Origin of the sequence: Nonomuraea sp. NPDC051191, assembly GCF_044455665.1 — a bacterium.
Taxonomy (GTDB): Bacteria; Actinomycetota; Actinomycetes; order Streptosporangiales; family Streptosporangiaceae; genus Nonomuraea.
Genome location: NZ_JBITEZ010000007.1, coordinates 321,595 through 347,806 on the forward strand (window position 1 = coordinate 321,595; position 26,212 = coordinate 347,806).

General features: G+C 71.4%; 29 protein-coding genes and 1 tRNA gene. 17 read left to right on the plus strand and 13 right to left on the minus strand.

Features of this window, described 5'->3' with window-relative positions; translation table 11 throughout:
• The first annotated feature begins 6 nt into the window (after positions 1–6).
• Complete coding sequence (locus ACIA8R_RS22380) at positions 7–384, plus strand: STAS domain-containing protein (RefSeq protein WP_364088921.1); 378 nt, start codon at positions 7–9, stop codon at positions 382–384.
• Here the strand turns inward: ACIA8R_RS22380 and ACIA8R_RS22385 are convergent.
• From ACIA8R_RS22385 to ACIA8R_RS22395, 3 genes are all read right to left on the minus strand, one after another.
• Positions 381–902 carry a hypothetical protein gene (locus ACIA8R_RS22385; protein WP_364088918.1) on the minus strand — a complete coding sequence of 174 codons (522 nt, stop codon included), beginning with the start codon at positions 900–902 and terminating at the stop codon, positions 381–383. The genes ACIA8R_RS22380 and ACIA8R_RS22385 overlap by 4 nt on opposite strands.
• A 171-nt stretch (positions 903–1,073) precedes the next feature.
• A complete protein-coding gene (locus tag ACIA8R_RS22390) occupies positions 1,074–1,643 on the minus strand; it encodes a nicotinamidase (RefSeq protein ID WP_397040126.1) in 570 nt (189 codons plus the stop codon).
• A gap of 14 nt (positions 1,644–1,657) precedes the next feature.
• Positions 1,658–2,941 carry a nicotinate phosphoribosyltransferase gene (locus tag ACIA8R_RS22395; RefSeq protein ID WP_357695206.1) on the minus strand — a complete coding sequence of 428 codons (1,284 nt, stop codon included), beginning with the start codon at positions 2,939–2,941 and terminating at the stop codon, positions 1,658–1,660.
• A gap of 46 nt (positions 2,942–2,987) precedes the next feature.
• Here ACIA8R_RS22395 and clpS point away from each other — a divergent pair, with 46 nt between their 5' ends.
• From clpS to ACIA8R_RS22420, 5 genes are all read left to right on the plus strand, one after another.
• On the plus strand, positions 2,988–3,281 hold the full coding sequence (clpS, locus tag ACIA8R_RS22400) for an ATP-dependent Clp protease adapter ClpS (protein ID WP_352350112.1): 294 nt from the start codon (positions 2,988–2,990) through the stop codon (positions 3,279–3,281).
• Positions 3,282–3,291: 10 nt separating this feature from the next.
• On the plus strand, positions 3,292–3,816 hold the full coding sequence (locus ACIA8R_RS22405; RefSeq protein ID WP_364088910.1) for a DUF2017 domain-containing protein: 525 nt from the start codon (positions 3,292–3,294) through the stop codon (positions 3,814–3,816).
• Between the two features lie 9 nt (positions 3,817–3,825).
• A complete protein-coding gene (locus ACIA8R_RS22410) occupies positions 3,826–4,227 on the plus strand; it encodes a M67 family metallopeptidase (protein ID WP_357695210.1) in 402 nt (133 codons plus the stop codon).
• Between the two features lie 140 nt (positions 4,228–4,367).
• Positions 4,368–4,640 (plus strand): MoaD/ThiS family protein, encoded by a 273-nt coding sequence (locus ACIA8R_RS22415; RefSeq protein ID WP_357695212.1) that lies wholly within the window; start codon positions 4,368–4,370, stop codon positions 4,638–4,640.
• Between the two features lies 1 nt (position 4,641).
• A complete protein-coding gene (locus tag ACIA8R_RS22420; RefSeq protein WP_364088906.1) occupies positions 4,642–5,589 on the plus strand; it encodes a cysteine synthase in 948 nt (315 codons plus the stop codon).
• A gap of 47 nt (positions 5,590–5,636) precedes the next feature.
• Here the strand turns inward: ACIA8R_RS22420 and ACIA8R_RS22425 are convergent, their stop codons facing one another.
• Both ACIA8R_RS22425 and ACIA8R_RS22430 read right to left on the minus strand, forming a co-directional pair.
• Positions 5,637–7,475, minus strand: a complete 1,839-nt coding sequence (locus ACIA8R_RS22425; RefSeq protein WP_397040312.1) for a DUF3352 domain-containing protein — start codon at positions 7,473–7,475, stop codon at positions 5,637–5,639.
• 85 nt (positions 7,476–7,560) lie between these two features.
• A complete protein-coding gene (locus ACIA8R_RS22430) occupies positions 7,561–7,887 on the minus strand; it encodes a hypothetical protein (RefSeq protein WP_357695216.1) in 327 nt (108 codons plus the stop codon).
• A gap of 137 nt (positions 7,888–8,024) precedes the next feature.
• On the opposite strand from ACIA8R_RS22430, the gene ACIA8R_RS22435 reads away from it, so the two are divergent.
• The 3 genes from ACIA8R_RS22435 (at position 8,025) to ACIA8R_RS22445 (ending at position 10,475) form a co-directional block, all read left to right on the plus strand.
• Positions 8,025–8,816, plus strand: coding sequence for a thioesterase family protein (locus tag ACIA8R_RS22435; RefSeq protein ID WP_364088903.1), 792 nt, complete (start codon positions 8,025–8,027; stop codon positions 8,814–8,816).
• 85 nt (positions 8,817–8,901) lie between these two features.
• Positions 8,902–9,726, plus strand: a complete 825-nt coding sequence (murI, locus tag ACIA8R_RS22440; protein WP_357695220.1) for a glutamate racemase — start codon at positions 8,902–8,904, stop codon at positions 9,724–9,726.
• Positions 9,723–10,475, plus strand: a complete 753-nt coding sequence (locus ACIA8R_RS22445) for an MBL fold metallo-hydrolase (RefSeq protein WP_357695222.1) — start codon at positions 9,723–9,725, stop codon at positions 10,473–10,475. Before murI ends, ACIA8R_RS22445 begins: the two co-directional genes overlap by 4 nt.
• Here ACIA8R_RS22445 and ACIA8R_RS22450 read toward each other — a convergent pair.
• Entirely contained in the window at positions 10,460–11,713 is a 1,254-nt protein-coding gene (locus ACIA8R_RS22450; protein ID WP_397040130.1) for an MFS transporter, read from the minus strand. The two genes, ACIA8R_RS22445 and ACIA8R_RS22450, sit on opposite strands and share 16 nt — an antisense overlap.
• Positions 11,714–11,766: 53 nt before the next feature.
• On the opposite strand from ACIA8R_RS22450, the gene rph reads away from it, so the two are divergent.
• The 5 genes from rph (at position 11,767) to ACIA8R_RS22475 (ending at position 16,834) form a co-directional block, all read left to right on the plus strand.
• Positions 11,767–12,486, plus strand: coding sequence for a ribonuclease PH (gene rph / locus ACIA8R_RS22455; RefSeq protein ID WP_357695226.1), 720 nt, complete (start codon positions 11,767–11,769; stop codon positions 12,484–12,486).
• The gene (gene rdgB, locus ACIA8R_RS22460; protein ID WP_357695228.1) at positions 12,483–13,073 is read left to right on the plus strand and encodes an RdgB/HAM1 family non-canonical purine NTP pyrophosphatase; all 591 of its coding nucleotides are present in this window, start codon (positions 12,483–12,485) and stop codon (positions 13,071–13,073) included. Before rph ends, rdgB begins: the two co-directional genes overlap by 4 nt.
• A 46-nt stretch (positions 13,074–13,119) precedes the next feature.
• The gene (locus ACIA8R_RS22465; RefSeq protein WP_397040133.1) at positions 13,120–14,880 is read left to right on the plus strand and encodes a molybdopterin-dependent oxidoreductase; all 1,761 of its coding nucleotides are present in this window, start codon (positions 13,120–13,122) and stop codon (positions 14,878–14,880) included.
• Positions 14,881–14,999: 119 nt separating this feature from the next.
• On the plus strand, positions 15,000–16,568 hold the full coding sequence (locus ACIA8R_RS22470) for a toxin glutamine deamidase domain-containing protein (protein WP_397040135.1): 1,569 nt from the start codon (positions 15,000–15,002) through the stop codon (positions 16,566–16,568).
• Positions 16,565–16,834 (plus strand): hypothetical protein, encoded by a 270-nt coding sequence (locus ACIA8R_RS22475; RefSeq protein ID WP_357695232.1) that lies wholly within the window; start codon positions 16,565–16,567, stop codon positions 16,832–16,834. The genes ACIA8R_RS22470 and ACIA8R_RS22475 overlap by 4 nt, the downstream gene beginning before the upstream one ends.
• Before the next feature lie 265 nt (positions 16,835–17,099).
• Here the strand turns inward: ACIA8R_RS22475 and ACIA8R_RS22480 are convergent, their stop codons facing one another.
• The 6 genes from ACIA8R_RS22480 to bcp all read right to left on the minus strand — a co-directional run bounded on the left by ACIA8R_RS22480 (position 17,100) and on the right by bcp (position 23,182).
• Positions 17,100–19,589 (minus strand): ABC transporter permease, encoded by a 2,490-nt coding sequence (locus tag ACIA8R_RS22480; RefSeq protein ID WP_397040137.1) that lies wholly within the window; start codon positions 19,587–19,589, stop codon positions 17,100–17,102.
• Position 19,590: 1 nt separating this feature from the next.
• Positions 19,591–20,361 carry an ABC transporter ATP-binding protein gene (locus ACIA8R_RS22485; RefSeq protein WP_397040139.1) on the minus strand — a complete coding sequence of 257 codons (771 nt, stop codon included), beginning with the start codon at positions 20,359–20,361 and terminating at the stop codon, positions 19,591–19,593.
• Between the two features lie 89 nt (positions 20,362–20,450).
• Entirely contained in the window at positions 20,451–21,101 is a 651-nt protein-coding gene (locus ACIA8R_RS22490) for a response regulator transcription factor (protein WP_357695238.1), read from the minus strand.
• The gene (locus ACIA8R_RS22495) at positions 21,101–22,225 is read right to left on the minus strand and encodes a sensor histidine kinase (protein ID WP_357695240.1); all 1,125 of its coding nucleotides are present in this window, start codon (positions 22,223–22,225) and stop codon (positions 21,101–21,103) included. Before ACIA8R_RS22495 ends, ACIA8R_RS22490 begins: the two co-directional genes overlap by 1 nt.
• A gap of 296 nt (positions 22,226–22,521) precedes the next feature.
• Positions 22,522–22,604: transfer RNA gene (locus tag ACIA8R_RS22500), tRNA-Leu, on the minus strand.
• A 104-nt stretch (positions 22,605–22,708) separates the two neighbouring features.
• Positions 22,709–23,182: a thioredoxin-dependent thiol peroxidase gene (gene bcp / locus ACIA8R_RS22505; protein WP_397040142.1), complete on the minus strand. Its 474-nt coding sequence runs from the start codon at positions 23,180–23,182 to the stop codon at positions 22,709–22,711.
• A gap of 151 nt (positions 23,183–23,333) precedes the next feature.
• On the opposite strand from bcp, the gene ACIA8R_RS22510 reads away from it, so the two are divergent.
• Positions 23,334–23,666, plus strand: coding sequence for a DUF3618 domain-containing protein (locus tag ACIA8R_RS22510; protein ID WP_357695242.1), 333 nt, complete (start codon positions 23,334–23,336; stop codon positions 23,664–23,666).
• Positions 23,667–23,703: 37 nt separating this feature from the next.
• Here the strand turns inward: ACIA8R_RS22510 and ACIA8R_RS22515 are convergent, their stop codons facing one another.
• Positions 23,704–24,897 (minus strand): amino acid deaminase/aldolase, encoded by a 1,194-nt coding sequence (locus ACIA8R_RS22515; RefSeq protein ID WP_397040145.1) that lies wholly within the window; start codon positions 24,895–24,897, stop codon positions 23,704–23,706.
• Between the two features lie 212 nt (positions 24,898–25,109).
• Here ACIA8R_RS22515 and ACIA8R_RS22520 point away from each other — a divergent pair, with 212 nt between their 5' ends.
• Both ACIA8R_RS22520 and ACIA8R_RS22525 read left to right on the plus strand, forming a co-directional pair.
• Positions 25,110–25,688 carry a DUF6286 domain-containing protein gene (locus ACIA8R_RS22520; RefSeq protein WP_357695245.1) on the plus strand — a complete coding sequence of 193 codons (579 nt, stop codon included), beginning with the start codon at positions 25,110–25,112 and terminating at the stop codon, positions 25,686–25,688.
• The gene (locus ACIA8R_RS22525; RefSeq protein WP_357695247.1) at positions 25,688–26,200 is read left to right on the plus strand and encodes a hypothetical protein; all 513 of its coding nucleotides are present in this window, start codon (positions 25,688–25,690) and stop codon (positions 26,198–26,200) included. Before ACIA8R_RS22520 ends, ACIA8R_RS22525 begins: the two co-directional genes overlap by 1 nt.
• Positions 26,201–26,212 lie beyond the last annotated feature (12 nt).

A 26,212-nucleotide genomic window follows, 5' to 3' on the forward strand; every position in this document is an offset into this window, starting at 1 on the left:
TTGCCCATGTCGTCTGAGGCCCCCGGCAAGTCGACGCTGACCGTCACCTCCGGCCTCTCCCGGAACGCCGTCATCGTCCGGCTCGAAGGGGAGCTCGACGTCTACGCGATCCCGATCCTGCGCGAGCACCTGCTGCGCATCTGGGAGCTGCCCGCCAAGCCGTTCCTGATCCTGGACCTCGGCGAGGTCGCCTTCTGCGACTCGATGGGCATGAACGAGCTCGTCGAGGTCATGCAGCGGTGCGAGTCGAGGGGCACCCGGCTGCTGCTCGCGGGGGTGCACGGGGTGATGGCTCGGGTGTTGTCCATCACCGGGTTGCGGCACGCGTTCGAGGTGTTCGCCAGGTTCGACGACGCCCTGGGGCTGGCCGTCGCGACTCTCTAGAGGCGCGCGGGGGCCGGGATGCGCCTGCCGGAGCGGCCGTCCACCGGGATGTACCGCTCGTCGGCCGGGAGCGGGACCGTCAGCGCGGCCCGGCCGTCCTTGACGCGGACGGGAAGGACGCGTACGCCCTCATGGTCGCCGCTCAGTGGACCCTCGTGCACCCACACCAGCAACCGGCGGCCCTCGGGACGGGCGATCACCTTGGCCGTCGCGCACTCGTGCGGCGCGGCCGTCCACGACAGCACGAGCCGCCGGCCGACGTGCCCGCCGACCGTGGCCCACTGGGGGATCGGGGTGCGCTCGTCGCACGCGGGCAGCGCCGGCGCGGGCGGCATGTCATGGGCCACGACCGTGGGGCCACGGCCGGCGGGCACGTCGCTCATCGCGACCGTCGCGACCTCCAGCAGCGCCAGTGTCACGACCGCCCCCACCCGCGCTCCCGGACGGCCCTTGACGAGCACCCAGAGGGCGAGAGGGGCGAGGAGCAGCCAGGCCGCGCCCAGGGAGATGGCAAGCATGAGGAACCTCGCACAGGATGAAGAGATATGACTCTACGTACTACTTCGACTGCGGAGGGGTTAGGTCATCCTTGGATATCACATGACCGCAGGGTTGCGCACTGTGTACCGTCCGTGATCAGTGTGGGCATGGCGAAGTCCGGGCGGTGGCCGGTGAAGTCAAGGGGCCGGTCAGCCTTCCTTGGGGGCGCCCGTCAGCGTCACGCCCGCGGCCTCCATCTGGGCCATGGCCGACTGCGTGGTGGCCGGGGAGACGCCCGCGGTGAGGTCGAGCAGCACGCGTACGGTCAGCCCGTTGGCCACCGCGTCGAGCGCGGTGGCGCGGACGCAGTGGTCGGTGGCGATGCCCACCACGTCGACCTCGGTCACCCCGTGCTCGCGCAGCCAGTCGGCCAGCGGCGCGCCGTCGCCCGAGGTGCCCTCGAAACCGCTGTAGGCGGCCGCGTAGGAGCCCTTGCTGAAGACCTCTTCCACCTCCGAGACGTCGAAGGAGGGGTGGAAGTCGGCGCCGGGGGTGCCGGCCACGCAGTGGGCGGGCCAGGTCGTGACGTAGTCGGGGGTGTCCGAGAAGTGGGTGCCGGGCTCGACGTGGTGGTCACGGGTGGCCACGACGTGGTCGTAGCCGTGCTCGCTGAGATGGCGGGTGATCTCGGCGGCCACCTCGGAGCCGCCGGCCACGGCCAGGCTCCCACCCTCGCAGAAGTCGTTCTGCACATCGACGATGATCAACGCGGTGCCCATAAGAGCACGATACGTCAGACGAACTCCGTGGGGATCGCCGCATACCCCCTGCCGAGGTGCAGCGCCTCCTGGGGGAGCAGCGCGACGGCCTCGGCGTGGCGGTCGCGGGCGGCCGAGAGGGGTTCCCGGCCGACGATCTCGCCGTCGCGCACCAGCTCGTGCAGCAGGGGGATGCCTCCGTCGGGGACGACGCCGCCGGTGGTGATCAGCTCGGTCTCAATGTGCCCGCCCGCGTCGAGCAGCCGGTACGCCTCCTTGCGCCCGCCGCGCGACGGCTTGCCGACCGAGCGCTTGGCCACGGCCTCCAGCCGGCCCGCCCCGGTCTCCCGCGCCACCAGCTTGTACACCAGGGCCGCCGTGGGGACGCCGGACCCGGTCACCAGGGAGGTGCCCACGCCGTAGCCGTCCACGGGGGCGGCGGCGAGCGCGGCGATGGCGTACTCGTCGAGGTCGGAGGTGACCACGATGCGGGTGTCGAAGGCGCCGAGCGAGTCGAGCAGCTCGCGCACCTCCTGCGCGGCGGCGGCCAGGTCGCCGGAGTCGATGCGGACCGCGCCCAGCTTGTTCCCGGCCAGCTCGACCGCCGTGCGCACCGCCTGCTGCACGTCGTAGGTGTCCACCAGCAGCGTCGTCTCCGCGCCGAGCGAGGCGATCTGGGCCTCGAACGCGTCGCGCTCGGAGTCGTGCAGCAGGGTGAAGGCGTGCGCGGCCGTGCCCGCGGTCGGGACTCCGTACCGGTGGCCGGCCATGAGGTTGGAGGTGGAGGCGAATCCGGCGATGTAGGCGGCGCGGGCGGCGGCGACGGCGGCGTACTCGTGCGTGCGGCGCGAGCCCATCTCGATCAGCGGGCGCTTGCCGGCGGCGTTGGTCATGCGGGAGGCGGCCGAGGCGATGGCGCAGTCGTGGTTGAGGATCGACAGTGCCAGCGTCTCCAGCAGCACGGCCTCGGCGAAGGTGCCCTCGACGATCATGATCGGGGAGGCGGGGAAGTAGAGGTCGCCTTCGCGGTAGCCGTAGACGTTCCCGGAAAACCGGTAATCGGCGAGAAACGCCAGAGTCGATTCGTCGACCACCTCCTGCTCGCGGAGAAAAGTGAGTTCTTCGTCACCGAAACGGAAGCGTTCGAGCTCGTCCAGGATGCGTCCGACGCCGGCCACGACCCCGTACCGGCGCCCGCCCGGCAGGTGCCGGGCGAACACCTCGAAGACCGCGCGCCGGTGCGCGGCACCGCTGCGCAGCGCCGCCTGGAGCATCGTCAGCTCATAGTGATCTGTGAGCAACGCAGTGCTCATGGTCATTCTCACGACTCGAAGACTACGGCCCAGATAGGGCAGACTCGGGGATGTGGGTAGCACCGCTCCAATCACCGTCGAGCGTCCGTCATCGGACGTCCGGCCCGATCTGCCATGGGTGACCATCGTCTGGAACGACCCGGTCAACCTCATGTCCTACGTGACCTATGTCTTCCAAACCGTCTTCGGCTATACCAAGGAGAAGGCGGAGAAACTGATGCTGGACGTCCACCAAAAGGGCAAGGCGGTCGTGTCCAGTGGCACGCGCGAAGAGATGGAACGCGATGTGCAGATTCTTCACTCCTACGGCCTGTGGGCGACGGTCCAGCCGGATTCGGTCAAGTGAGGCGGCGGCGGTGAGTTCGGGGTTCTCGGCCGGGCGGGACGGCTCGGTCATCGCGCAGTTCGAGGCGGCGGAGGTCTCGCTGCTGCGCTCGCTCGTCTCGATGTTGCTCGGCCTGGTGTCGCCGGGCGAGACCAGCGACGATCCGCTGGAGCGGGCGCTCGGCATCGGGGCGGCCCAGGCGCCGACCGATCCGGTGCTGGCCCGGCTGTTCCCCTCGGCGTACGAGGACGAGAAGGAGGCCACGGAGTTCCGCCGCTACACCGAGGCCACGCTGCGCGACGGCAAGCGCGCCGACGCCCGGACCGTCCTGGAGACCGCGCGCTCGGGTCGCGCCGACCTGACGCCCGAGCAGGCCCAGGCGTGGCTGCGCTCGCTCAACGACGTCCGCCTGACGCTCGGCACCAAGCTCGACGTGACCGAGGAGGTCCACGACGAGATCGCCACGATGTCCGAGGACGACCCCCGCTACCCGGCCTACGTCACCTACGACTGGCTGACCTACCTCCAAGACAGCCTGGTACGCGCCCTCTGGTAGCTTCCGGGCATGCTCACGATCTCGCAGGAACTGGTGGACAAGATCGTCGCGCACGCGCGGGCCGACCATCCCGACGAGGCGTGCGGTGTGATCGCGGGTAGGAACGGCGTTCCCGAGCGGTTCGTCCCGATGGAGAACGCCGAGCGTTCGCCCACGTTCTACCGGTTCGACTCCATGGAGCAGTTCCGCGTCTGGCGGGAGATGGACGACCGCGACGAGGAGCCCGTCGTGATCTACCACTCCCACACCGCCACCGAGGCGTACCCGTCGCGCACCGACGTGTCCTACGCCTCTGAGCCGCAGGCCCACTACGTCCTGGTCTCGACCCGGGACGAGAACGAGGTCGAGTTCCGCTCCTACCGGATCCTCGACGGAGTGATCGAGGAGGAAGAGGTAAGATTCCTCCCATGATGGTCCGGCCGGTGCAGAGCTACCTCTTCGCGCACACTCCGGCCGTCGTCGTCTACGACTGTCGCTGATCTGGAATCCGTACCCAGCCCTCGGTGTTGGCGCCGATGGGACGACGACCAGATAAGAGGAGAATGACCGCGATGGCCATCGAGGTTCGCATTCCCACCATCCTGCGTAACTACACCGACGGCGCCAAGGCCGTCGACGCCGAGGGCGCCACCCTCGACGAGCTGATCAGCAACCTTGAGTCCCGGCACCCCGGCATCAAGGCCCGCCTGGTCGACGAGGGCAGCCTGCGCCGCTTCGTCAACGTCTACCTCAACGACGAGGACGTGCGCTTCCTCGGCGGCCTCGGCACCCCGGTGTCCGACGGCGACACGGTCACCGTGCTGCCCGCCGTCGCCGGCGGGTGACATGCGGTTCGACTCGCTGATCGACTCGGTCGGGCGCACGCCGCTCGTCGGGCTGCCCCGGCTGTCGCCCTCGCCCGAGGTGCGCGTCTGGGCCAAGCTCGAAGACCGCAACCCGACCGGGTCGATCAAGGACCGGCCGGCGCTGTGGATGATCGAGCAGGCCGAGAAGGACGGCCTGCTCACGCCCGGCTGCACGATCCTTGAGCCCACCAGCGGCAACACCGGCATCTCGCTGGCGATGTCGGCCAGGCTCAAGGGCTACAAGCTGATCTGCGTGATGCCGGAGAACACCTCCGAGGAGCGCCGGCAGCTCCTGCGCATGTGGGGCGCAGAGATCATCTCCTCGCCCGCCGCGGGCGGTTCCAACGAGGCCGTGCGCGTGGCCAAGGGCCTGGCCGCGGAGAACCCGTCCTGGGTGATGCTCTACCAGTACGGAAACCCGGCCAACTGGCGCTCCCACTACGAGACCACCGGCCCGGAGATCCTGGCCGACCTGCCCACGATCACCCATTTCGTGGCCGGGCTCGGCACCACGGGCACGCTGATGGGCGTCGGCCGGTTCCTGCGCGAGCACGTGCCCGGCGTGCAGATCGTCGCCGCCGAGCCGCGCTACGGCGAGCTGGTCTACGGCCTGCGCAACGTCGACGAGGGCTTCATCCCGGAGCTCTACGACGAGTCCGTGCTGACCACCCGCTTCTCGGTCGGCTCGGCCGACGCGCTGCGGCGCACCCGCGAGCTGCTGGCCGCCGAGGGCATCTTCGCCGGGGTCTCGACCGGCGCCGCGCTGCACGCCGCGCTGGGCGTGGCCAGGAAGGCGGTCAAGGCGGGCGAGCGCGCCGACGTCGCCTTCGTGGTGGCCGACGGCGGCTGGAAGTACCTGTCCACGGGCGCCTACGAGGGCACCCTGGAGGAGGCCGAAGAACGCCTGGAAGGGCAGCTCTGGGCCTGACGACATGAGAAGGGGGCGGCCGGTCCGGCCGCCCCCTTCTTCCATGGTCAGTTGAACAGGAGCCGCAGCGAGAAGTCCGCCTCGGTGGCGCTCTGCTTGCCGCTCAGGCCGACCGCCCGCAGGACCTGCACGTTGGCCTTGTCGTCGCCGTCCATGCTCTGCAGGTACAGGTGCTCGACCTTGTCGAGGTCCACGAACAGCGCGAAGGTGGCCTCGCCGGCGTTGGGGATCGCGGTCTGGAACGTCTCGGAGTCGCCCAGCGTGCCCTCCTCGGCCAGCTTCTTGGCGTACTCCTCGCTCGTCGCCGCCGTGAAGACGCCGTCACCGGGGACCTTGGCGATCTGCGGAGCGGGCTGCCCGCTCGCCGCCAGCGCCTTCTCGATCTTGGCGATGACGGCCTGGGCCTTCGCCGGGTCGGTGACGACGCGGACGCCGGCCTTGATCTGGTCGCCGTCCAGGCCCTGGCTGTCCACCGCGACCGTGAAGTTCTTGCCGAGCACCGTGGCGAGGTCGCCCGGCAGGTCGAGGCCGAACTTGGTCTTGGCCTGTTCGAGGAGCTGCTGCACCTCGGCGCCGCCGCTGGCCGCGGCCGACTTCTGGATCTGGGCCCACTGCTTGGTGATCATCTGGTCCATGCCGGAGACCGACACGGCGCCGGCCGTGCCCGCGGGCAGTGTGCCCAGGGACGCGGGCTGGAGGTCGTCCGCGGTCACGCCCTTGGCGCCCCTGACCAGGCCGGCCAGCTCGACGTACGCGCTGTCGAAGCGCAGCGCGCCGGCGAAGCGGGCGTCCTTGATGGGCTCGATGCTCGCGGCCTGCTCGGCGGGGATGGCGGTGAGCTTGGCCAGCCCGCCCATGTCCGCCCAGAACGACAGCACGCCCTGCTCGCCGACGTCGCCCATGTCGTCGCTGAACTCGTTGTTGTCGGCGAGGGTGGCCTCACCCTGCGCGAACTTGTCGGCCAGCGCCTGCGTCGAGGACAGCAGCGCGTAGTCGTCGCGGAAGGCGATGCCGTACTTGTCGCCGTCCATGAGCTTGGCGATGCCCGCCTTGGCCTGCGTCTGGTCCTTGACCTGGACGGCGACCGCGAAGTCGGGCTCGGACTTGCCCGAGGGAACGGCGGCGAAGCCGACCCTGCTGCCCAGCCACGGGTCCACGTCCTTGCCGAAGTCGATCTTCTTGTCGCCGCTCTCGTTGACCAGGTTGAACAGGGCCTGGCGCGGGTCCTCGCCGGTGAAGGAGCCCTTGGTGACCGTGAACTTCCTGGCGAGCTGGAACAGCGCCAGCTTCTGGTTGGCGGCCGGGTCGAGGTCGAGGCGGGCGTAGGCGATCGCGTTGGCGGGCAGGACCTCGTCCGGCTGCGTGCCGCCACCGCCGATCGCGCCCACGGCCCACACCGCGCCGCCGCCGAGCAGCACCACCGCGAGCGCCGCCGCGCCGGCGATCAGCCAGCCCTTGCGGCCGCCCTTCTTCGCCGGTTGCGGCGGGCCGAAGCCGTCGGGGCCCTGCTGCTGCCAACCCTGCTGGTCCTGCTGTTGCCAACCTTGCTGGGCGTACTGGTCCTGTTGCTGCCAGCCCTGCTGCTGCTGCTGCGCGTACTGGTCCTGTGGCGGCCAGGTCTGCTGCTGCTGTTGCTGCTGCCAGTTCTGCTGGTTCTGCTGCGCCTGGCCGCCGTACGGGGCGCCGTAGGCGGGCTGCTGGCCGTAGGCGGACTGGGGGCTGTATGCCGGCTGCCCCGGCTGGGGGGCCTGCTGACCATAGGGCTGCTGGTACGGCTGCTGCGGCTGGTACGACTGCTGCTGCGGCTCCTGCGGCTGCTCCCAGCCGCCTCGGTATGCCGTGGTGCGGTCGGGATCATCGCCGTAAGGGGGATTATTCGCAGACATCACTCAACTCACAATGTGGACTTTTGACCACAGAGAAGGTAGCTGATGTTGCTAGATGGCCGCTTGCAATGTGCTGAAGTCGGGATTAGGCCCGATTCAGCTCCTTTTTCAACACATCGAGGTGAACCTCGCCGCCTGTCCAGTCCGTCACGTAGGCCCAGGGGACGAACGTGCTCCCGACGTACACCGTCCGCGCCAGCGTCCTGGACAGCCAGGGGGAGCGGCCATGGCGGTCACGCGTGAGCCCGAGCAGGACGGGCGCGCGCCGCCCCGAGACGACCAGCCCGTAGACCGTCTGGCTCTGCTGGAGCTCGCCCTTGTGCTTGTGGACGCGGAGGTCGACGACGTGACCGACCCACACCCCGTTCGAGTCCCACACCGAGTGACCGATGAGTTCGGTGACAGTTGCCATGATCGAACTGTTCCATCCTGAGGGTGTTTTCCCAGGTAGGCGCGCTGATATGGGAACGGCGTGGTGCGAACGCCGCAGCCCCGCGTAAAGTGGGGGGACTACTAGAATATAGTTCCGTACGGTGAAGGCAGGGCGGGATGACCAAGTTCGACGAGGCCACACAGGCGATCAGGGTCGACGAGACCACCTATGACGTGTGCCTCGACCCCGGATACTCCATCGGCGGCCCGCTCAACGGCGGCTACCTGATGGCCGTGGTCCTGCGCGCCGCCGTGGACGCCTCGCCGTTCGAGCACCCGGTGAGCACCACCTCGCAGTTCCTCAGGTCACCGGTCGCCGGCCCCGCCCAGGTCAGGGTCGAGCCGCTGAAGTCGGGCCGCACGGCCGCGTTCGCCAGGGCCACGCTCGTCCAGGACGGCGTGCCGCAGATCGAGAGCCTGATCACCACCGCCACACTGACCGGCGCCGATCCCGTCTACACCGACGCGCCCTCGGTCGTCATGCCGCAGGTCGAGGAGTGCGTCAAGCTCCCCGATCCCAAGCCCGAGAACAACATGACGCTCAACGCCCAGATGGACATGCGCTTCGACCCGCCCACCATCGCCTGGCTGAAGGGCGACCCCACGGGCCGGCCGGAGTCGCGGGCGTACTTCAGGATGGCCGAGCCGCAGGACGCCGACCCGTACGTGCTGGCCCTGGCCGTGGACGCGCTGCCGCCCGTGGTGTTCTCCGCCGGCGCCCGCGGCTGGGCGCCCACCGTCGAGCTGACCTGGCATTTGCGCGCCCTGCCCGCCCCCGGCTGGCTCACCCTGATCGGCGGCGGCCGTCTCATCGCGGACGGCTGGTTCGACGAGGAGGTCGAGGTGTGGGACTCCACGGGCCGCCTGGTCGCCCAGTCGCGCCAGCTCGCCAGGGTCGGAAGGGGCTGATGTGAGCAACACAACAGTCCCGCCTTCACCAGGTGTGAGCATTCTTACGCAGTGTTGATCGCGCAGGTCGCCTACCCTCTAGAACGTGCCGGACGCGAGTATTGGGATCTTCGACAGCGGGGTGGGCGGCCTGACGGTCGCACGCGCGATCATCGACCAGCTGCCCCACGAGTCGATCACCTACGTGGCGGACACGGCCCGCCAGCCGTACGGGCCGAAGCCCATCGCCGAGCTGCGCGCCTACGCCCTTGAGGTGATGGACCACCTCGTCGGCCAGGACGTCAAGATGCTCGTCATCGCCTGCAACAGCGCCAGCGCCGCCGTGCTGCGCGACGCCCGCGAACGCTACGACGTGCCGGTCGTCGAGGTGATCCAGCCCGCCACCAGGCGCGCGGTCCGCGCCACCCGCACCGGCCGGGTCGGCGTGATCGCCACCCAGGCCACCATCACGTCGCTGGCCTACCACGACGCCTTCACCGCGGCCCCCGACGTGCAGCTCACCGGCGTGGCCGCCCCACGCCTGGTGGAGTACGTCGAGCGCGGCGAGACGATGAGCAAGGAGCTCATCGACGTCCTGCGCGGCTACCTGGAGCCCATCAGCGCGGCCGGCTGCGACACGCTCATCCTCGGCTGCACCCATTACCCGCTGCTCACCGGCGCGATCTCCTACGTCGTCGGAGACGGCGTCACGCTGGTCTCCAGCGCCGACGAGACGGCCAAGGACGTCTACCGGATCCTGCACGACCGCGGACTGGCGGCGGGAGGCGAGTCCACCCCCCGGCACCGCTTCCGCGCCACCGGCGACTCCCGGCTCTTCGCCCGCCTGGGCAGGCGCTTCCTGGGCCCGGAGATCGACGTGGTCGAAGTCGCGCCAGTGGGGGGTACTACCTTTAGCGGGAGGCCCACATGAAGGTGACCATCGTCGGATGCTCGGGCAGCTACCCCGGCCCCGACAGCCCCGCGTCCTGCTATCTCGTCGAGGCCGAGGGGTTCAGGATGCTGCTCGACCTCGGCAACGGGTCGCTCGGCGCGCTCCAGCGCCACATCGGCCTCTACGACGTGGACGCCATCTGCCTGTCCCATCTGCATGCCGACCACTGCCTCGACGTCTGCGGCTACCACGTGGCCCGCACGTACGGGCCCGACGCGCCGTACCCGCCCGTGCCGGTCTACGCGCCCGAGGGGGCTCCGGCGCGGCTGGCGGCGGCGTACGGGATGCCGGACGAGCCCGGCCTGGAGACCGCCTTCGACTTCACGGTGTTGTCGCCCGGCTCGTTCGAGGTGGGGCCGTTCATCGTCACGGCCGGCCTGGTGAACCATCCGGTCGAGGCGTACGGGTTCAGGGTGGCCACCGACGACGTGTGCGTGGCGTACTCGGGGGACACCGGGGAGTCGGCGGAGCTGGTCAGGCTGGCCACGGGGGCCGATCTCATGCTGTGCGAGGCGTCGTTCGTCGAAGGCCCCGACCTGCCTCCCGACCTGCACCTGACCGGCCGTCAGGCGGCCGAGCACGCGGCCAAGGCGAACGCCGGCAAACTCGTGCTCACCCATCTCGTGCCGTGGAACGACAACGCCAGGGTGCTGGAGGACGCGTCGAAGGGCGGCTATGCCGGGCCCATCGAGCTGGCGCGCAGCGGCGCGGTCTACGAGCTGGCCTGAGTCTGGTCGAAGTCACGTAATCGGGGCAGCGGCGAGAACAGCAGCGGCACGAACGACACGACCCGCCCGCACATCAGCACCCACAAGGCCGTCCGGACGCCGAGATGCTGGGCGATGATCCCGCCGAGCAACGCGCCCAGCGGGACCGACCCCCACATCAACGACCGGAACGAGGCGTTGACCCGGCCCAGCAGATGCTCGGGCACCGTCGTCTGGCGGTAGGTGATCTGGCCGACGGTGCTCAGCGCCGCGCTCCACGACAGCGCGATCGAGGTGACGGCGAAGAACGCCACCCGCCAGTCGGACTGGGTCATCGGCAGCAGCAGGGCGAAGGGCGCCGGCACGGTGACGGAGAGCCAGGTCATCCTGGCCGTGCCGATCCGCCTCGACAGCAGGGCGCCGAGCAGGCCCGCGGCCACGCCGCCGAACCCGCCGGACATGAGCAGCATGCCGATGAGACCGGGCGCCAGCCCCACCTCGTCGGCCAGGAACAGCACCGACAGACCGAGCACGCCGCCGACCGTGACGTTCGTCACCACCGAGGACGCGGCGAACATGCGCAGCAGGCCGTCGCGCCACACGTAGCGCAGGCCCGCGCCGATGCCGCGCAGGAGCGGCTCGCGTTCGCCCGATGCCGGCGGCTTGTCGGGGGTCTTGATGCTGCCGAGGAACAGCACCGACGCCAGCGAGCCCAGCGCGGTGGCGACCAGCGTCCGCGGTGCGCCGATGAGCTGCACCAGCAGGCCGCCGACGCCCGGCCCGGCCAGGAAGCTGCCCGAGCGCACGACCTCCAGCTTGGAGTTGCCGTCGCTGAGCTGCGGCGTGCTCACCAGGCTGGGCAGGTACGTCTGGTCGGCGACGTCGTTGAACACCTGCGCCACACCGGCCAGGAAGGCGACCGCGAACATCATGCCGATCGACAGCACGCCCAGCTGCGCCGCCAGCGGAATCGTCGCCAGCAGCAGGAACCTGGCCAGGTCGGAGACCATCATCACGCGGCGCCGGCGCATCCGGTCGACCCACACCCCCGCGGGCAGGCCGAGCAGGAGGAACGCGGTGGTCTGGAGCGCGGACAGCAGGGCCACCTGGGCCGGTTGCGCGTGCAGCGTGACGACCGCCACGAGCGGGAGGGCCACGCGCGAGATATTCGCTCCCAGTTCGTTCCCCACATGTGAAGTCAGGAACCGGAGGAAGTCAGGGTTTCGCAACACCCCCGTTGTCATTGCGTAAGGATCCATGTGTCGGACACATTTGGTCAAGAGTGTCGTGCCACGGAGATAGGGTGATCTGCATGTCCCGACAGGATGGCCGCAACCCCGACCAGCTCCGCCCCATCACCATCACCCGGCAGTGGCTGGCGCACGCCGAGGGTTCGGTCCTGGTCGAGTTCGGCGGCACGAGGGTGTTGTGCGCGGCGTCGGTGCAGGACAGCGTGCCGCGCTGGCGCAGGGGCAGCGGGCAGGGCTGGGTTACGGCCGAATACGCCATGCTCCCTCGGGCGACCAATACCCGTAATGATCGTGAATCGGTCCGCGGCAAAATCGGCGGGCGCACCCACGAGATTTCCCGGTTGATCGGAAGATCACTTCGCGCCTGCGTCGATTACAAGGCCCTGGGCGAAAACTCCATTCTGCTCGACTGCGACGTGCTCCAGGCCGACGGCGGCACCAGGACCGCCGCGATCACCGGCGCGTACGTCGCGCTCGCCGACGCCGTCTCCTGGATGAAGGCGCGCAAGATGTGCCCGGGAGACCCGCTGATCGGCTCGGTCGCGGCCGTGTCCGTCGGCGTCGTCGGCTCGGTCCCCATGCTCGACCTGTGCTACACCGAAGACGTCGCCGCCGAGACCGACATGAACGTCGTGATGACCGGTGAGGGCGCCTTCGTCGAGGTGCAGGGCACCGCCGAGGGCGTGCCCTTCGACCGCGCGGCCCTCGACCAGCTGCTCGACCTGGCAGCCGCCGGGTGCGAGGAGCTCACCCTGATCCAGCAGGAGGCGCTGGGCGCATGAAGATCGTGCTCGCCACCCGCAACCCGGGCAAGATCGCGGAGCTGCGGCGCATCCTCGTCGGGTTCGAGATCGTCGGGCTGGAGGAGTTCCCCGAGATCGGCGAGGTCGCCGAGACCGGCGTCACCTTCGAGGAGAACGCGCTGCTCAAGGCGCACGCCGTCGCCAACGGCTCCGGGCTGCCGGCCGTGGCCGACGACTCCGGGCTCTGCGTCGACGTGCTCAACGGCATGCCCGGCGTCTTCTCGGCCCGCTGGTCCGGCCGTCACGGCGACGACCAGGCCAACCTCGACCTGCTGCTGGCCCAGCTCTCCGACGTGCCCGCCGAGAAGTTGTCCGCGCACTTCGCCTGCGCCGCCGCGCTCGCGCTGCCGTCCGGGGAGCACCGGGTGGTGGAGGGCACGCTGCCCGGTCACCTGATCACCACCCCCCGGGGCACCAACGGCTTCGGCTACGACCCGATCCTGGTGCCGCTCGGCCACGACCGCACCACCGCCGAGCTGTCTCCCGACGAGAAGGACGCCATCAGCCACCGGGGCCGCGCCTTCCGCGCGCTGGCGCCGATCGTGCGCGACATCGTCGGCTCGTAACCACCGCGTAAGAACCTCCTGACCGCGGGCGACGTAACGTCGTACCGTGCAGAAGAACGAGACGGTACCCGCCTGGGCCGGCGCCCTGGCGGGGCTGACGGCGGGCGCGCTGGCGCTCGGGATCGCGCAGCTCGTCGCCGGGTTCGCGGGGCCTGAGACCTTTCCGGTGGTGGCGGTGGGGGACGCCGCCGTCGATCTGACGCCCGCGCCGGTCAAGGATTTCGCGATCAACACGTTCGGGGAGAACGACAAGACCGTCCTCGTCGGGGGCGTGCTGGTGGTGCTCGCCGGGATCGCGGCCGTCATCGGGGTGCTGGCACGGCGGCGGCTCCTGTATGGGTATGTCGGGCTGGCCGGGTTCGGGGTGGTGGGTGCCGTCGCGGTGCTCACCCGTCCGGGGGCGGGCGCGGTTGACGTGCTGCCGACGGTGGTGGGGGTCGTGTGCGGGGGGCTGGCCCTGGGGTGGCTGCTCCGGCGCGCCGGTGGCGGGCTCGCCGTTCCGGCTTCCGGGACGGTTCCGGCTCCTGAGCCCGGTGCGGCTGCGCGGCCCGAGGTCTCCGGGGCTGAGATCTCCCGGGCTGAGGTTCCCCCGGCCGACACTTCCCGGGGCGAGACTTCCCCGCCTGAGGTGTCCGAGGCTGGGGTGTCCGGGGCTGAGGGGGAGGAGGTCGGGGGCGGCGAGCGGGTTGTGGAGCGGCCGGCCGTGATGCGGGCCGGGGGTGCCACGGTGGTGGAGCGCGGTTTCGACCGGCGGCGGCTGATCACCGGGGTGGCGGGCGGGATCGTGGTGGCCGGGGCGGCCGCCGTGCTGGGGCGGCAGCTCGGCGGGCGGCGGGAGCTGGACACAGTGCGGGGCAACCTGGCACTGCCCACGCCCGCGAGGCCCGCCCCACCACTCCCGGCCGGTACAGACTTCCACATCCCCGGCCTGTCATCCTTCACCACGAAAAATCAGGACTTCTATCGGGTTGATACGGCCCTCGTCGTCCCTCAGGTGGACCCGCGTGCCTGGACGCTTCGCATCCACGGCATGGTGGACAAGCCGGTCGAGCTCACCTACGCCGAACTGCTGAACATGCCGCTCACCGAGGCCGACATCACCCTGACCTGCGTCTCGAACGAGGTGGGCGGCCCGTACGTCGGCAACGCCCGCTGGCTGGGCGTACGCATGGCGGACGTGCTGCGCCGGGCCGGGCTCCAGCCGGGTGCCGACATGCTGCTGTCCACGTCGGAGGACGGCTTCACCTGCGGCACCCCCGTGGACGTCGTGATGGACGGCCGCGAGGCGCTCTTCGCCGTCGCCATGAACGGCGAGGCGCTCCCCTTCGAGCACGGTTTCCCGGTACGCCAGGTCGTGCCCGGTCTGTACGGCTACGTGTCGGCCACCAAGTGGGTGGTCGACGTCAAGGTGACCAGGTTCGACCGGGACGAGGCGTACTGGACGCCGCGCGGTTGGGCCGCCAAGGCGCCGATCAAGACGCAGTCGCGCATCGACGTACCGAAGACCGGGGACTCTCTGAAGGCCGGTCGCACGGCGATCGCCGGGGTGGCGTGGGCGCAGCACACCGGGGTGGAGGCCGTCGAGGTGCGGGTCGACGGCGGCGAGTGGCGGCAGGCGCGGCTGGCCGCCGTGCCGGGGCCGGACACCTGGCGGCAGTGGGCGCTCGACTGGGACGCCACCCCCGGGCAGCACACGATCGAGGCGCGGACGACGGACGCGGCGGGACGTACCCAGACCGAGCGCCAGACGCCCCCCGCCCCCGACGGCGCCACCGGATGGCCGGCGGTGACGGTCCAGGTGGCCTGATTCGCGGACGTTTGCGCAGGTAAAGCCGACGGCCCGAACGGATAATCTTCCCCACTTCACCCTCCGGGACGCGACGACCGCTCTACGATCGGTCGTCCAAGCAGGACAGGAGGCAGGACGTGTTCCGCGAACGCAAGTCGAGCGTCCGAGGGGTCCTTCCGGAGGGGCAGTACAACCCGGTGGTGGGGGAGGGGGTCCGGTGGCTCGACTACGAACGTGCCGCCGAGGACGTCCCCGGCGACACGCCCGCCACCACCGAGTTCCCCTCCTCCCGTGAGGGCTCGGCCCCGTTAGCGCCCTGCCCCTTCCGCGCCGGCCACAGCCCCGCGGAGGGACCCACCCCACCGCCCGGCCTCCCCGAGCCGCCTCCCTCCCACCCGGCCCCCGCCCCAGCAACGGGCACGCCCTCCACCTCGGACGCGGCTTCTGCTCGCGGCGTGACCCCGGCTTGGGAGCCGGCCTCCCCTGGTGACCTGACCTCCACCTCGGACGAGGCTGTGGTTTCCGACCTGACCACGGCGTCGGACATGGGCTCCGCCCCCGGCGTGGCCTCGGCGCTGGACGTGCTCACGGGCCTCGCCACCCGTCCAGGGCCACCGCCCGGCCCGTCCCGCACTGAGACGCCGTACGGCCTGACGTTCAGCCTGGACGCCCTGAACCGCCTCGCCGCACGCCCGAAGGCACACCCCGGCCCCGCGAACGGCCTGACGCCGGACCTCGACGGGCTGACCGCCTTGAGCGGCGCTGAGGCGATCACCCCACAGGCCCCCGCCGACGTGCCGACCATCGGGGACGCGGGAACCAGCGTTGAGGTGCGTGGGGATCGTCGGCCGGGAGCCGATGCCCGGGAAGCCGGGCCGGGTGGGGACGCGGCAACGGGGGCCGGGCCGCATCGGGGTGAGCCGGGGGCGGCGACGCCGCGGGGGTTCGGAGCGGCCGTCAGCGGGATGCGGCGGTTGGATCTCGGAAGCAGTGATCGGCTGGCGGGTTCCGGAGGTACGGGACGTACGGGGGATGGGCGGCATCCGCTGGAGGTCCGGATCGATCGGGCGAGGAACAAGGCCGGCGCGGACTGGTTCGAGGGGGAGCGGAGGCCGCCGAGACTGGTCGAGTCCCGTCCGTACGGGCTGCCGGGCGGCCTGGCACAGCCGGACCCGCAGGTCGAGCGGGATCTGAGGCAGGCGCTGGAGTCCGGAGCCAGGTTCCCCGACCCGCGCGGCACCTGGGTCAGGCTGATCAACGGCGGCGGCCCGGCGGACGACCCGTTCCGGGCCTCCAACGCCGCCGACTGCGCCCTGGCCGTGTTGTCCACCTGGCACGGCGAGCCCGCCACCGCCGCCCCCCGGCTCCCCGAGTACGACCGGATCGGCCGGCCGCTGCTCACCGGCGAGCAAGGGGGAGCGGCCAGGATCGAGCGGTGGACCGGCCAGAAGTTCCAGTACGCGGGCCAGGGCCGGCACGCCTATCCCATGGTCGCGCGTCGGCTGCTGGAGGCGGGGCACGGTGCCGGCGCGGTCATCGCGGTGCGCTGGCCCGGCGGCGGCTCGCACGTCTGGAACGCGGTCAACTCCGGCAGCGAGGTGATCTGGATCGACGCCCAGCGGGGGCACATGTCGGTCGAGCCGCCGTACGCGACGGTGACGGGGGTGTTCTGCATGATCCTCGATCGGCAGGGACGGCCGCGATGAACATGGACCAGGCCAGGGCGCTGGCGGAGGAGTACTTCAACGGGACCCGCCCGCCGGACGAGCCGCTGTCGGTGGGCCTGTACGGCTTCCATGACGGGTATGTCGCTTGGGTCCGGGAGCTCGACCCCGACGATCCCACCACCCTGCCGGACACGGTCGGCGGGGCCTGCATCGTGATCGACAAGGCGTCGGGAGAGGTCGTCGTCCGGCCCCTGCTCGACCCCGAAACCGTCGCCGAACTCTGGCCCGGCCGCACCCCACGCTGACCCCGGAAAGGCAGGGGTCGGGGGCGGGGCAGCGCCCGGAAAGGCGAGGGTAGAGGGGGCGGGCGACGGCGGGCGACGCACCGGAAGGTCGGGCGCCGCCCCCCCATGAGGTGCGCGAGGTCGGGCGCCGCCCCCATGAGGCGCCCGACCCGTTGGCTTGGGCGTGGCCGCGCGGGCCTCCCACGACACCCGCCCTGGGAGGCCCGCGCTGCCCCTGCGCGTACCCTCTATCCTGATTTTTCGCTTTTATTCGGTTTTATCGGGATCACCCCGTGGCCAACGACCCCACGATCGACGCCCGGGCCGCGCGCCGCGCCGGCACCACGGCGGCCAGCACGCCCGCCAGCCCCGACAGCACCACGAACAGCGCGATCTGCCCGAGCGGCGCGGAGAAGACCGCCCCGGGCAACATCGCCTGGACCGCGGCCCAGCCGAACACGCCGCCGAGCACCACGCCGACCAGCGCCCCTATCAGGCCGAGCATCGCGGCCTCGACCGAGAGCATCCGCCGCAGCTGCGGCCGGGTCAGCCCGAGCGCCCGCAGCAGCGCCGACTCCCTGGTGCGCTCGTGCACCGACAACGACAGGGTGTTGGCGATGCCGAGCAGCGAGATCAGGATCGCCAGCCCGAGCAGCCCGGTGACGATCATGAGCAGCATGTCCAGGGTCTCGTCGAACTGACCGCGTACCTCGGTCGAGCTCGCCATCTGGACGGTGGGATAAGGCGCGATCGCGGCCCTGACCACCTGCCGGGCCTGGTCGGCCGCCACGCCGTCGCGAATGTTGATCATCACGCGGGAGTCCGGCACCCGGTCGTAGTAGGTGTCGAACGGCCGCTCGGCGACGGTGAGCGGCGGCAGGGTGGAGTTCGTCCCGGCGAGGACGGCCACGACCTTCAGCGGCACCGACCCGGCCCGCTGGGTTCTGACCGTGACCGTGTCGCCGACCTTGACGCCCAGGGCGGAGGCCGCGTGGTCGAGCAGCGCGACCTGCCCGGCCGACAGGCCCGCCATCGAGCCGGAGAGCACCTCGGGGGTGACGGTCCCGTGGTAGGTGCCGATGTCGAAGCGCCGGTCGCCCACCTTGCCGGGGGTCTCGCGGATCTGCAGCACCGAGGCCAGCTCCGGCCGGCCGCGCAGCTTCTCGGCCACCGACCGGGGCACCCCGCTGTCCTGCACCTGGCCGGCCAGCATGTAGTCGACGGGGAACTGCTCGTCGAGCTTGTTCCAGACGGTCAGCCGGGTGGAGGCGCTGAGCACCGAGATCAGCGTCATCAGCGTGACGCCGATGGTGAGCGCCACCGTGGTGGTCGCGGCACGCCGCGGGTTGCGCGCCGAGTTGTCCAGCGCCAGGCGTCCGGGCACGCCGAACAGCTTGGCCGGGACCCAGCCCACCATCGCGCTCAGCGGCCTGACCAGCACCGGCCCGAGGATCAGCACGGCCAGGAAGACCAGCGCGCCGCCGGCCATCACGACGAACAGCGTGCCCGGCTCGCCCGCCGGCAGCGCCGCCACGCCGAACGCGGTCGTACCGGCCCCGGCCAGCAGGAACAGCCCGGCGAACACCCAGCGCAGCAGGCCGGTGCGGAAGTCCTGCTCCTCCGGCTGGGCGCGCAGCGCCGCGACCGGCGGTACGCGGGTGGCCGCCCGCGCGGGCAGCAGGGCCGCGAACATGGTGACCAGGAGGCCGACCGCGAGGCCGATCCCGATGGTGGCCGGGGTCAGCGCGACCGCCGCGTCCGTGGGCATGGGGGCGTCGAACGCGGCCAGCAGCGTCAGGGCGAGCACGGCCAGCCCGTACCCGGCGAGCAGGCCGAGCGCGGAGGCGAGCAGCCCGACCACGGACGACTCCAGCACGATCGAGCCGAACACCTGCCCGCGCGTCGCGCCGATGCAGCGCAGCAGCGCCATCTCCCGGGTGCGCTGTGCGACGAGGATGGTGAAGGTGTTGTAGATGACCAGTGCGGCCACCATCATCGCCACGGCCCCGAACAGCAGCAGGCCGACGGTCAGCGTGCGCATCGACAGCCCGGCCGAGGCCGCCAGGTCGTCGGCCAGCTCCGCGCCGGACTTGACCTCGTACGCGTTGCCGAGCGCCGCCGCGACGGCCTGCTTCAGCCCGGGGCCCGAGCCGGCGACGTCGATCTCGCGGTAGCCCTTCGCGCCGGTCATGCGCTGGGCCGTGGCCGCGGTGAAGCCCACCGCGCCGGTGAAGGAGAGCTCCTGGTCCACGCCGGGGTCGAGCAGGCCGACCAGCCGGAACTGCTGCGGGGCCTGCCTGCGGTCGAGCACGGTGATCGTGTCGCCGAGCCGCAGGCCCTGCGACTTGGCGGTGTTCTTGTCCAGCACGGCCGCCTGGTCGTCGCTGCCGGGGCCGGTGCCCGCGACGATCGAGGTGCGGTCCAGCGGGCCGGGGACGATGGACAGGGCCGTGGTCGGGCTGCTGCCGACCGCCCTGCCGTCCTTGCCGAGCAGCGGCGCGGGGTCGCGGATCAGGCCCTGCGCCTCGGTCACGCCGGCGAGGGCGCGCACCCGTTCGAGGGCCTTCTCCGGCAGGACGCCGTCGCGCTCCTTGGGCAGGACGGCCACGTCCACCTTGTCGGCGTCGGCGGTGACGCGCTGGGAGAAGCCCGCCTGGATGGTGTCGTTCAGCACGAACGTGCCCGCGATGAAGCCCACGCCCAGCGTGATCGCCAGCGAGGTGAGCAGCAGCCTGAGCTTGTGCGCGCGCAGCCCAGCCAGCGCCGTCTTCAGCACCTCAGCCCTCCAGCTTCATGAGCGTGTCGAGGACCGCCTGCGGCGACGGCGAACCGATCTCGGTGACCAGCTCGCCGTCGCGCAGGAACACCACCCGGTCGGCGTACGCCGCCGCGACCGGGTCGTGCGTGACCATGACGATGGTCTGGCCCAGCTCGCGGACCGAGGTGCGCAGGAAGGAGAGGATCTCCGAGCCGCTGCGCGAGTCGAGGTTGCCCGTGGGCTCGTCGGCGAAGATCACCTGCGGCTTGCTGATCAGGGCCCGCGCGACGGCCACGCGCTGCTGCTGGCCGCCGGACAGCTCCGTCGGCCGGTGCCCGAGGCGGTCGCGCAGGCCGACGGTGTCGATGACCCGGGCGAGCAGCTCCTCGTCCGCCTGCCGGGCGGAGATGTCCAGGGGCAGCCTGATGTTCTGCTCGGCGGTCAGCGTGGGCAGCAGGTTGAACGCCTGGAAGATGAAGCCGATCCGCTCCCGGCGCAGCAGCGTGAGCTGCCGGTCGGCCAGGCCGGTCAGCTCCACGTCGCCGATGTGCACCGTGCCCGAGCTGGCGGTGTCGAGGCCGGCCAGGCAGTGCATGAGCGTCGACTTGCCGGAACCGGACGGGCCCATGATCGCCGTGAAGGCGCCGGTCGCGAAGGCCACGTCCACGCCGCGAAGGGCGTGGACCTGGGCGTCGCCCTGGCCGTACACCTTGGTCAGGGCCTTGGCCACCACCGCGGGCGGGGCCGCGCGCCGGGAATCGGTGAGGGTCACTTTCACTCCTTGTCGCAATTTCTCGTCGCGACCAACGCTAGGAGTGGAAAGTTCAGGATTTGTGGGCCCTGAGGAGGGACTTCGTGTAGGACCTCAGACGACCCCCGTCAGCCTTTCGGCCGATGCGAGGGGACGACGAGCCCCGCCTCGTACGCGTACACGACCACCTGGGCCCGGTCGCGCAGCCCCAGTTTGGCCAGCACCCGGCCCAGATGCGTCTTCACGGTGGCCTCGGCGACCTCAAGGCGGTTCGCGATCTCCATGTTGGACAGGCCGCGGGCCACCATGAGCAGCACCTCCCGCTCGCGCGGGGTCAGCTCGGTCGCCGCGGGCAGCTCCTCCACCGGCAACTGGGCGGCGAACCGGTCCAGCATCCTGCGCAGCGTGCGCGGCGAGACCACCGCGTCGCCCGCGTGCACCTGCCTGATGGCGTTGACCAGGTCGGCGGGCGGCACGTCCTTCAGCAGGAACCCGGCCGCGCCCGCCTTGATCGCGGCCAGGGCGTACTCGTCGAGGTCGAACGTGGTCAGGATGAGCACCTTCGGCCCGTCGATGTGCCTGGTGGCCTCGACGCCGTCCATGCGCGGCATGCGGACGTCCATCAGCACGACGTCCACCTCGACGCGTTCCAGCAGCTCCAGGGCCGCCACGCCGTCGCCGGCCTCGGCCACCACGTCGATGTCCGGCTGGGCGCCGAGCACCATCCTGAACCCGGCCCGCAGCAGTTCCTGGTCGTCGACCAGCATGACCCTGATCATCACGCCGCCCTCGCCGTCGGGAGCCGGGCCAGCACCTCGAAGCCGCCGCCGGTCAGGGGGCCCGCCGAGACCGCGCCGCCGTACATGCCGACGCGTTCGCGCATGCCGATCAGGCCGTGGCCGTCGGGGCTGCGCGGCGCGGCGGCGCCCCGGCCGTCGTCGGTCACCCGGACGACCAGCTCGGGGCCGCCGTAGTCGATCTCGACCCGCGCATGGACGTGCGGGCCGCCGTGCTTGAGCGCGTTCGTCAGCGCCTCCTGGACGATGCGGTAGACGGCCAGCTGCTGCCCCTCGGGAAGCTCGCCGGGCACGCCGCCGATGCGCAGGCTGGCCGGGACGCCGGCGCCGCGCACCAGGTCTTCGAGCTGTCCCAGGCCGGGTTGCGGGGTGTAGTCGGTGTCGTCGTCCTCGCTCTCGCGCAGCACGCCCACCATCCTGCGCATCTCGGCCAGGGCCGCCCGCCCGGTCTTGGAGATGTTCCGTACGGCCAGCCGGGCCTGCTCGGGGTCTCTGTCGAGGGCGAAGCCGGCGCCGTCGGCCTGCACCACCATCACGCTGACGTTGTGGGCCACCACGTCGTGCAGCTCCCTGGCGATCCTGGTCCGCTCGGCCGCCGCGGCCATCCTGGCCTGCTGGTCGCGTTCGCGCTCGGCGCGTTCCGCGCGTTCCTCCAGCCCTTCGAGGTAGCGACGGCGGGTGTTGGCGTACAGGCCGGCGAGCCAGATGGTGATGACGAAGATCGAGCCGCTGAAGAACATGCCGAAGGTGGTCGCGGACCAGTTCACCAGCGCCAGGAAGATCCCCAGCTCGGCCACCAGCCCGGCCGCCAGGGCCCACCGGAAGGGGCGCTCGGAGGCGACCGTCCAGAGCGCGACCATGACCGCGAGGTTGGCGGGCAACGGGTCGATGTGGGCCAGCCACTGCCCGAAGGAGATCAGCGTGATCGCCGCGTACGCCTCCAGCGGCCTGCGCCGCCACAGCAGCGGCGCCAGCAGCAGCACCGAGAGCGCCACGTAGCCCGGCACGCCCAGGTACCTGCTGCCCTCCACCGGGGTGAGCGAGGCGTAGGGAATCGCCAGGAGCAAGCTGAAGACGGCGAGGGGGGCGACCCGAAGGACGCTCACCAGCCCGCCATGGCGCGTCGACCACGCCCGTACCCTGCCGAACACATCATCACGATATGTAAGCCCCGCCCGGGGTTTGTCCGCCTCAAGGGGGAAGTCGTCGTACGACCCAGGTCTTACATGGGTCTTACGGGGGACACGGCATGGTGGTTCATGGGAGCGCCCCTCGCGGGCGGTAAAGGGAGATCGTGATGGCGGATCATGATCGAGACGCGGGTCGCGCGGTGAAGAGGAAGCACCGCGCGACCCGACCTCCCGGACGGCGCGACCTTCCGAGCCATCGCCGCTGGTGCGTGTGCGGGCGGGGGGACTCGAACCCCCACAGTGTCTCCACCAACAGGACCTAAACCTGCCGCGTATGCCATTTCGCCACGCCCGCGATCCCGCCGAGGCGGGCTGGGAACAGCTTAGCGCTCCGGCCGTGGCCGGGCAGCCTTCCGCGACGACCGCGGGCCCCTTGCGCGCGGGGCCCGCGGGACGGTCTCAGGCCAGGCCGAGCTTCTTCTTGAGCGAGGCCACGTGCCCGGTGGCCTTCACGTTGTAGAGCGCCTGCTCGATCTTCCCGTCGGCGTCGATCACGAACGTCGAGCGGATCACGCCGATCATCTCCTTGCCGTAGAGCTTCTTCGGGCCGTACGCGCCGTACGCCTGGTGGACGGCCAGCTCGGGGTCCGACAGCAAGGGGAAGGTCAGGGCGTCGCGGACGACGAACTTGGCCAGCTTCTCGGGCTTGTCCTTCGACACGCCGAGGACGACGAAACCCTCGCCGGTCAGCTGGCTCAGGTTGTCGCGGAAGTCGCAGGCCTGCTTGGTGCAGCCGGGCGTCATCGCGGCGGGGTAGAAATAGAGGATCACCCTCTTGCCGCGAAGGCTGTCGAGGGAGACGGTGCCGCCGTCGGCGGTGGGTAGCGTGAACTCGGGCGCGGCGTCGCCGGGCGCGAGCTTGGTCTCTGTCATGGGCCCTCCTGAGTTCTCCCGGCAAACCTACCGGCCTGGCCGCTGTGCCGTACGGCACGCCGACCTGACAGACTGATCACGACCAGAACGGACGGAGCTCGCGACGGACCGCGTAGCGGGCGCGACCACGCGTACGGTCGGAAGGAGAGCCATGGCTGACACCGATCCAGACGAGTTGGAGCGGCGGATCGCGCGCACGCGCGCGGAGTTGGCGCAGACGGTCGACGCCATCGCCGACCGGGTGAGCCCCAAGCGGGTCGCCGAGCGTACGGTCGCCGATGTCAAGACCAGGGCGGGCCACTTCGTGGCGTCCGTGGGGGACGCCCTCGGGGTGACCGCCCGCCCGGTCGACTACGGCGACAAGCCCGAAGGGGTGTGGGACGACGAGCAGCCCAACCTGGCGCCGGTGCTCATCGGCGTCGGCGCGGTGCTGGTCGTCGGCGCGGCGATCGTCCTGTTCCGGCGCAGGCGCCGCCGGCGCTGACGTCCGGGGCGGGGCCGGGGACGGGCCGGGGACGGGGTCAGAGGAACGTCCTGCCCTCGCCCCGGTACGTGGGCACCGACTCGGTCACGGTGTCGCCGTCCACGAGGTGGAGGGTGTCGAAGCGCTCGCACATCTCGCCCGCCTTGGCGTGCCTGAACCACACCCGGTCCCCGACCCGCAGCTCCTGGGCCGCCTGGCCCAGCAGCGGGGTCTGCACCTCGCCCGCGCCCTCGTCCTGCGCGTACCGCAGGCCGGCGGGCAGGTACGGCTGAGGCAGGCGGCTCGGCCCGGGAGGGCCTGAGGCGAGGTAGCCCCCGCCCAGCACCGTCACCGTGTCCGGCCCCGGGCGGCGGACGACCGGCAGCGCGAACAGGGCCGCCGGACGGCCGCTGAAACGCCGGTAGAAGTCGAACAGCCGCGGGTGGAAGAAGCCCGAGCCGGCGGCGACCTCGGTGACCGCCTTCTCCCTGACCGTCGTCTCGATCGAGCCGGTGCCGCCGCCGTTGACGAACTCCAGGTCGGCGATCTGGCGTACGGCGTGCACGATGCGGCCGCGGCGGACGATCAGCTCGCGGGCCGAGTGGGCCTGCATGAGCCGTACGACGCGGGCGAAGGCGGCGTTGCCCGGCGGGTCGTCGCCGACCCCGGCGATCTGCGCCTCGTAGGCCATGACGCCCACCAGCCGGAGCCCGGGACGCTTGGCGATGGCCGTGGCCAGGTCGGCGGCCTGGTGGGGCTCGCGTACGGGGGAGCGGAGCGCGCCGGCCCGGAACTTGCCGCCGAGCGCGACGTAGCCGGCGTCCACGTCGAGGGAGAGCCGCAGCTCGGCCCTGGGGTGCACGCCGGACACGGCCTTCTCGACGAAGTCGAGCTGCTCGCGGGAGTCGACGGTGATCGCGATCTCGGCGGCGGCCCGCGGGTCGGCGGCCAGGGCGGCGAGCGCGTGCCGGTCGGCCGTCGGGTAGGCGACCAGGATGTCGGTGAAGCCCTGGCCGGCCAGCCAGAGGGCCTCGGGGAGGGTGAAGGCCATGATGCCGCGGAAGCCGTCCATGGCCAGGATGCGTTCGAGGACGGCGCGGCTGCGCACGGACTTGCTGGCCACCCGGATCGGCTTGCCCGCGGCGCGGCGTACCAGGTCGGCCGCGTTGGCCCGCATGGCCGCCAGGTCGAGGATCGCGAAGGGCGGTTCGAGCGCCGCGGTGGCGCGGTCGTAGCGCTGGCGGTCATCCATGGCAGCAGGGTAACGGCATATCGGGCGAATGAATATGAGGGGGGTTCATATTCATTGGCGGCCCGGTGCGGCATGGGCGGGGGCCCGGACGGCCGGGGAGGTTCACATTCCTTGGTGCGGCCGTAATGATCGGGCAAATGGGCGGCGAGGGCGCGGACGCGGGCCCGGCGGACCCATGTACGTCTGTCGTTGTGATGACCACGCTTCAGCAGATGGTGCCCGCAGCCATCACCGCCCAGCACACCGGGCTGCGCAGGGCGAGAAGGGCGCTCAGACCGGCCCGTACGCTGCCGGGCGCCCTCGTCGCCCTCTTCCTGGCCGCCGTGCTCGGCGCGACGACCGCCGAGGTCGTGACGTCGCTGCTCGGCAAGCCGCTCGGCTGGGTCCCGGTGAACGAGGCGATCGAGCTGGCCGGCGCGCGGACGTGGCCGCAGGTCTCCTTCGCCGCGCTGCTCACCGCCGGGGCCGGGCTGCTGATGTTGCTGCTCGCGATCGTGCCGGGACGTTCCAGGACGGTCCCGGTCGAGACGTCCGACCCGCTGATCGTCATCGGCATCACCCGCGCCGGGCTGCGCCGGACCCTGCGCTCGGCCGCCCAGAAGGTCAACGGGGTGGAGCGGGCCCGCGTACGGCTGCGCCGGCGCACCATCGAGGTCACCGTCGTGACCGGGCCGGAGAGCTCGGGCACGATGCTCCGGCAGGTCGGCACGGCGGTCGGCGACCGGCTGGCCGGCGTCGGCACGCTCGGCACCGGCGAGGTCGTCGTCCGGCTGCGCAGGAAGGGCGTGTGATGCGGCAGTACACGGGCAACCGCGTCGGCCTGGCCCTGGTCGGGCTCACCCTGCTCGGCGCGGGCGGCTACGGCTGGCTGCGCGCCAAGGGACTGCTCTTCGACCTGCCGCGCAACGCCAAGGTCCTGCCCGCCGAGTTCGCCCGTACGCTGGCGGCCGACCCCTGGACGTTGTGGCTGCTGGCCTTCGCCCTGCTGATCCTGTCCATGCTCGCGGTGCGCTGGCTGGTGCTCAGCCTGGGCTGGGGCCGCCGGGGCGCGGCCAGCGGCACCGGCACGGCCATGTTGTGCGTGGGCCTCAAAGGCGTGGACGGCCTGGGCCGGGCGGGCGTACGGGCCGCCGACAACGGCCTGCGCGTCGCCCTGACCTGCCCCTCCGACGCGGACGTCGGCGCGGTGGTGACCAAGCTCGACCAGGACATCGTCGGCCGCATCCGCCGCGAGGTACGCGACGACGAGACGCCGGCGGTCGTCCGCGTCCACGTCCGCCGCCAACCGGCCGAGCGCCGCTGACCACTCAGCCGG

Excerpts from the sequence above, each read along its gene's own strand:
- ACIA8R_RS22380 (WP_364088921.1), top strand. The coding sequence starts at position 7 with ATGTCGTCTGAGGCCCCCGGCAAGTCGACGCTGACCGTCACCTCCGGC.
- ACIA8R_RS22385 (WP_364088918.1), bottom strand. The coding sequence starts at position 902 with ATGCTTGCCATCTCCCTGGGCGCGGCCTGGCTGCTCCTCGCCCCTCTC.
- ACIA8R_RS22390 (WP_397040126.1), bottom strand. The coding sequence starts at position 1,643 with ATGGGCACCGCGTTGATCATCGTCGATGTGCAGAACGACTTCTGCGAG.
- ACIA8R_RS22395 (WP_357695206.1), bottom strand. The coding sequence starts at position 2,941 with ATGACCATGAGCACTGCGTTGCTCACAGATCACTATGAGCTGACGATG.
- ACIA8R_RS22410 (WP_357695210.1), top strand. The coding sequence starts at position 3,826 with ATGCTCACGATCTCGCAGGAACTGGTGGACAAGATCGTCGCGCACGCG.
- ACIA8R_RS22415 (WP_357695212.1), top strand. The coding sequence starts at position 4,368 with ATGGCCATCGAGGTTCGCATTCCCACCATCCTGCGTAACTACACCGAC.
- ACIA8R_RS22420 (WP_364088906.1), top strand. The coding sequence starts at position 4,642 with ATGCGGTTCGACTCGCTGATCGACTCGGTCGGGCGCACGCCGCTCGTC.
- ACIA8R_RS22425 (WP_397040312.1), bottom strand. The coding sequence starts at position 7,475 with ATGTCTGCGAATAATCCCCCTTACGGCGATGATCCCGACCGCACCACG.
- ACIA8R_RS22430 (WP_357695216.1), bottom strand. The coding sequence starts at position 7,887 with ATGGCAACTGTCACCGAACTCATCGGTCACTCGGTGTGGGACTCGAAC.
- ACIA8R_RS22435 (WP_364088903.1), top strand. The coding sequence starts at position 8,025 with ATGACCAAGTTCGACGAGGCCACACAGGCGATCAGGGTCGACGAGACC.
- ACIA8R_RS22445 (WP_357695222.1), top strand. The coding sequence starts at position 9,723 with ATGAAGGTGACCATCGTCGGATGCTCGGGCAGCTACCCCGGCCCCGAC.
- ACIA8R_RS22450 (WP_397040130.1), bottom strand. The coding sequence starts at position 11,713 with ATGGATCCTTACGCAATGACAACGGGGGTGTTGCGAAACCCTGACTTC.
- rph (WP_357695226.1), top strand. The coding sequence starts at position 11,767 with ATGTCCCGACAGGATGGCCGCAACCCCGACCAGCTCCGCCCCATCACC.
- rdgB (WP_357695228.1), top strand. The coding sequence starts at position 12,483 with ATGAAGATCGTGCTCGCCACCCGCAACCCGGGCAAGATCGCGGAGCTG.
- ACIA8R_RS22475 (WP_357695232.1), top strand. The coding sequence starts at position 16,565 with ATGAACATGGACCAGGCCAGGGCGCTGGCGGAGGAGTACTTCAACGGG.
- ACIA8R_RS22490 (WP_357695238.1), bottom strand. The coding sequence starts at position 21,101 with ATGATCAGGGTCATGCTGGTCGACGACCAGGAACTGCTGCGGGCCGGG.
- bcp (WP_397040142.1), bottom strand. The coding sequence starts at position 23,182 with ATGACAGAGACCAAGCTCGCGCCCGGCGACGCCGCGCCCGAGTTCACG.
- ACIA8R_RS22510 (WP_357695242.1), top strand. The coding sequence starts at position 23,334 with ATGGCTGACACCGATCCAGACGAGTTGGAGCGGCGGATCGCGCGCACG.
- ACIA8R_RS22515 (WP_397040145.1), bottom strand. The coding sequence starts at position 24,897 with ATGGATGACCGCCAGCGCTACGACCGCGCCACCGCGGCGCTCGAACCG.
- ACIA8R_RS22520 (WP_357695245.1), top strand. The coding sequence starts at position 25,110 with ATGGTGCCCGCAGCCATCACCGCCCAGCACACCGGGCTGCGCAGGGCG.
- ACIA8R_RS22525 (WP_357695247.1), top strand. The coding sequence starts at position 25,688 with ATGCGGCAGTACACGGGCAACCGCGTCGGCCTGGCCCTGGTCGGGCTC.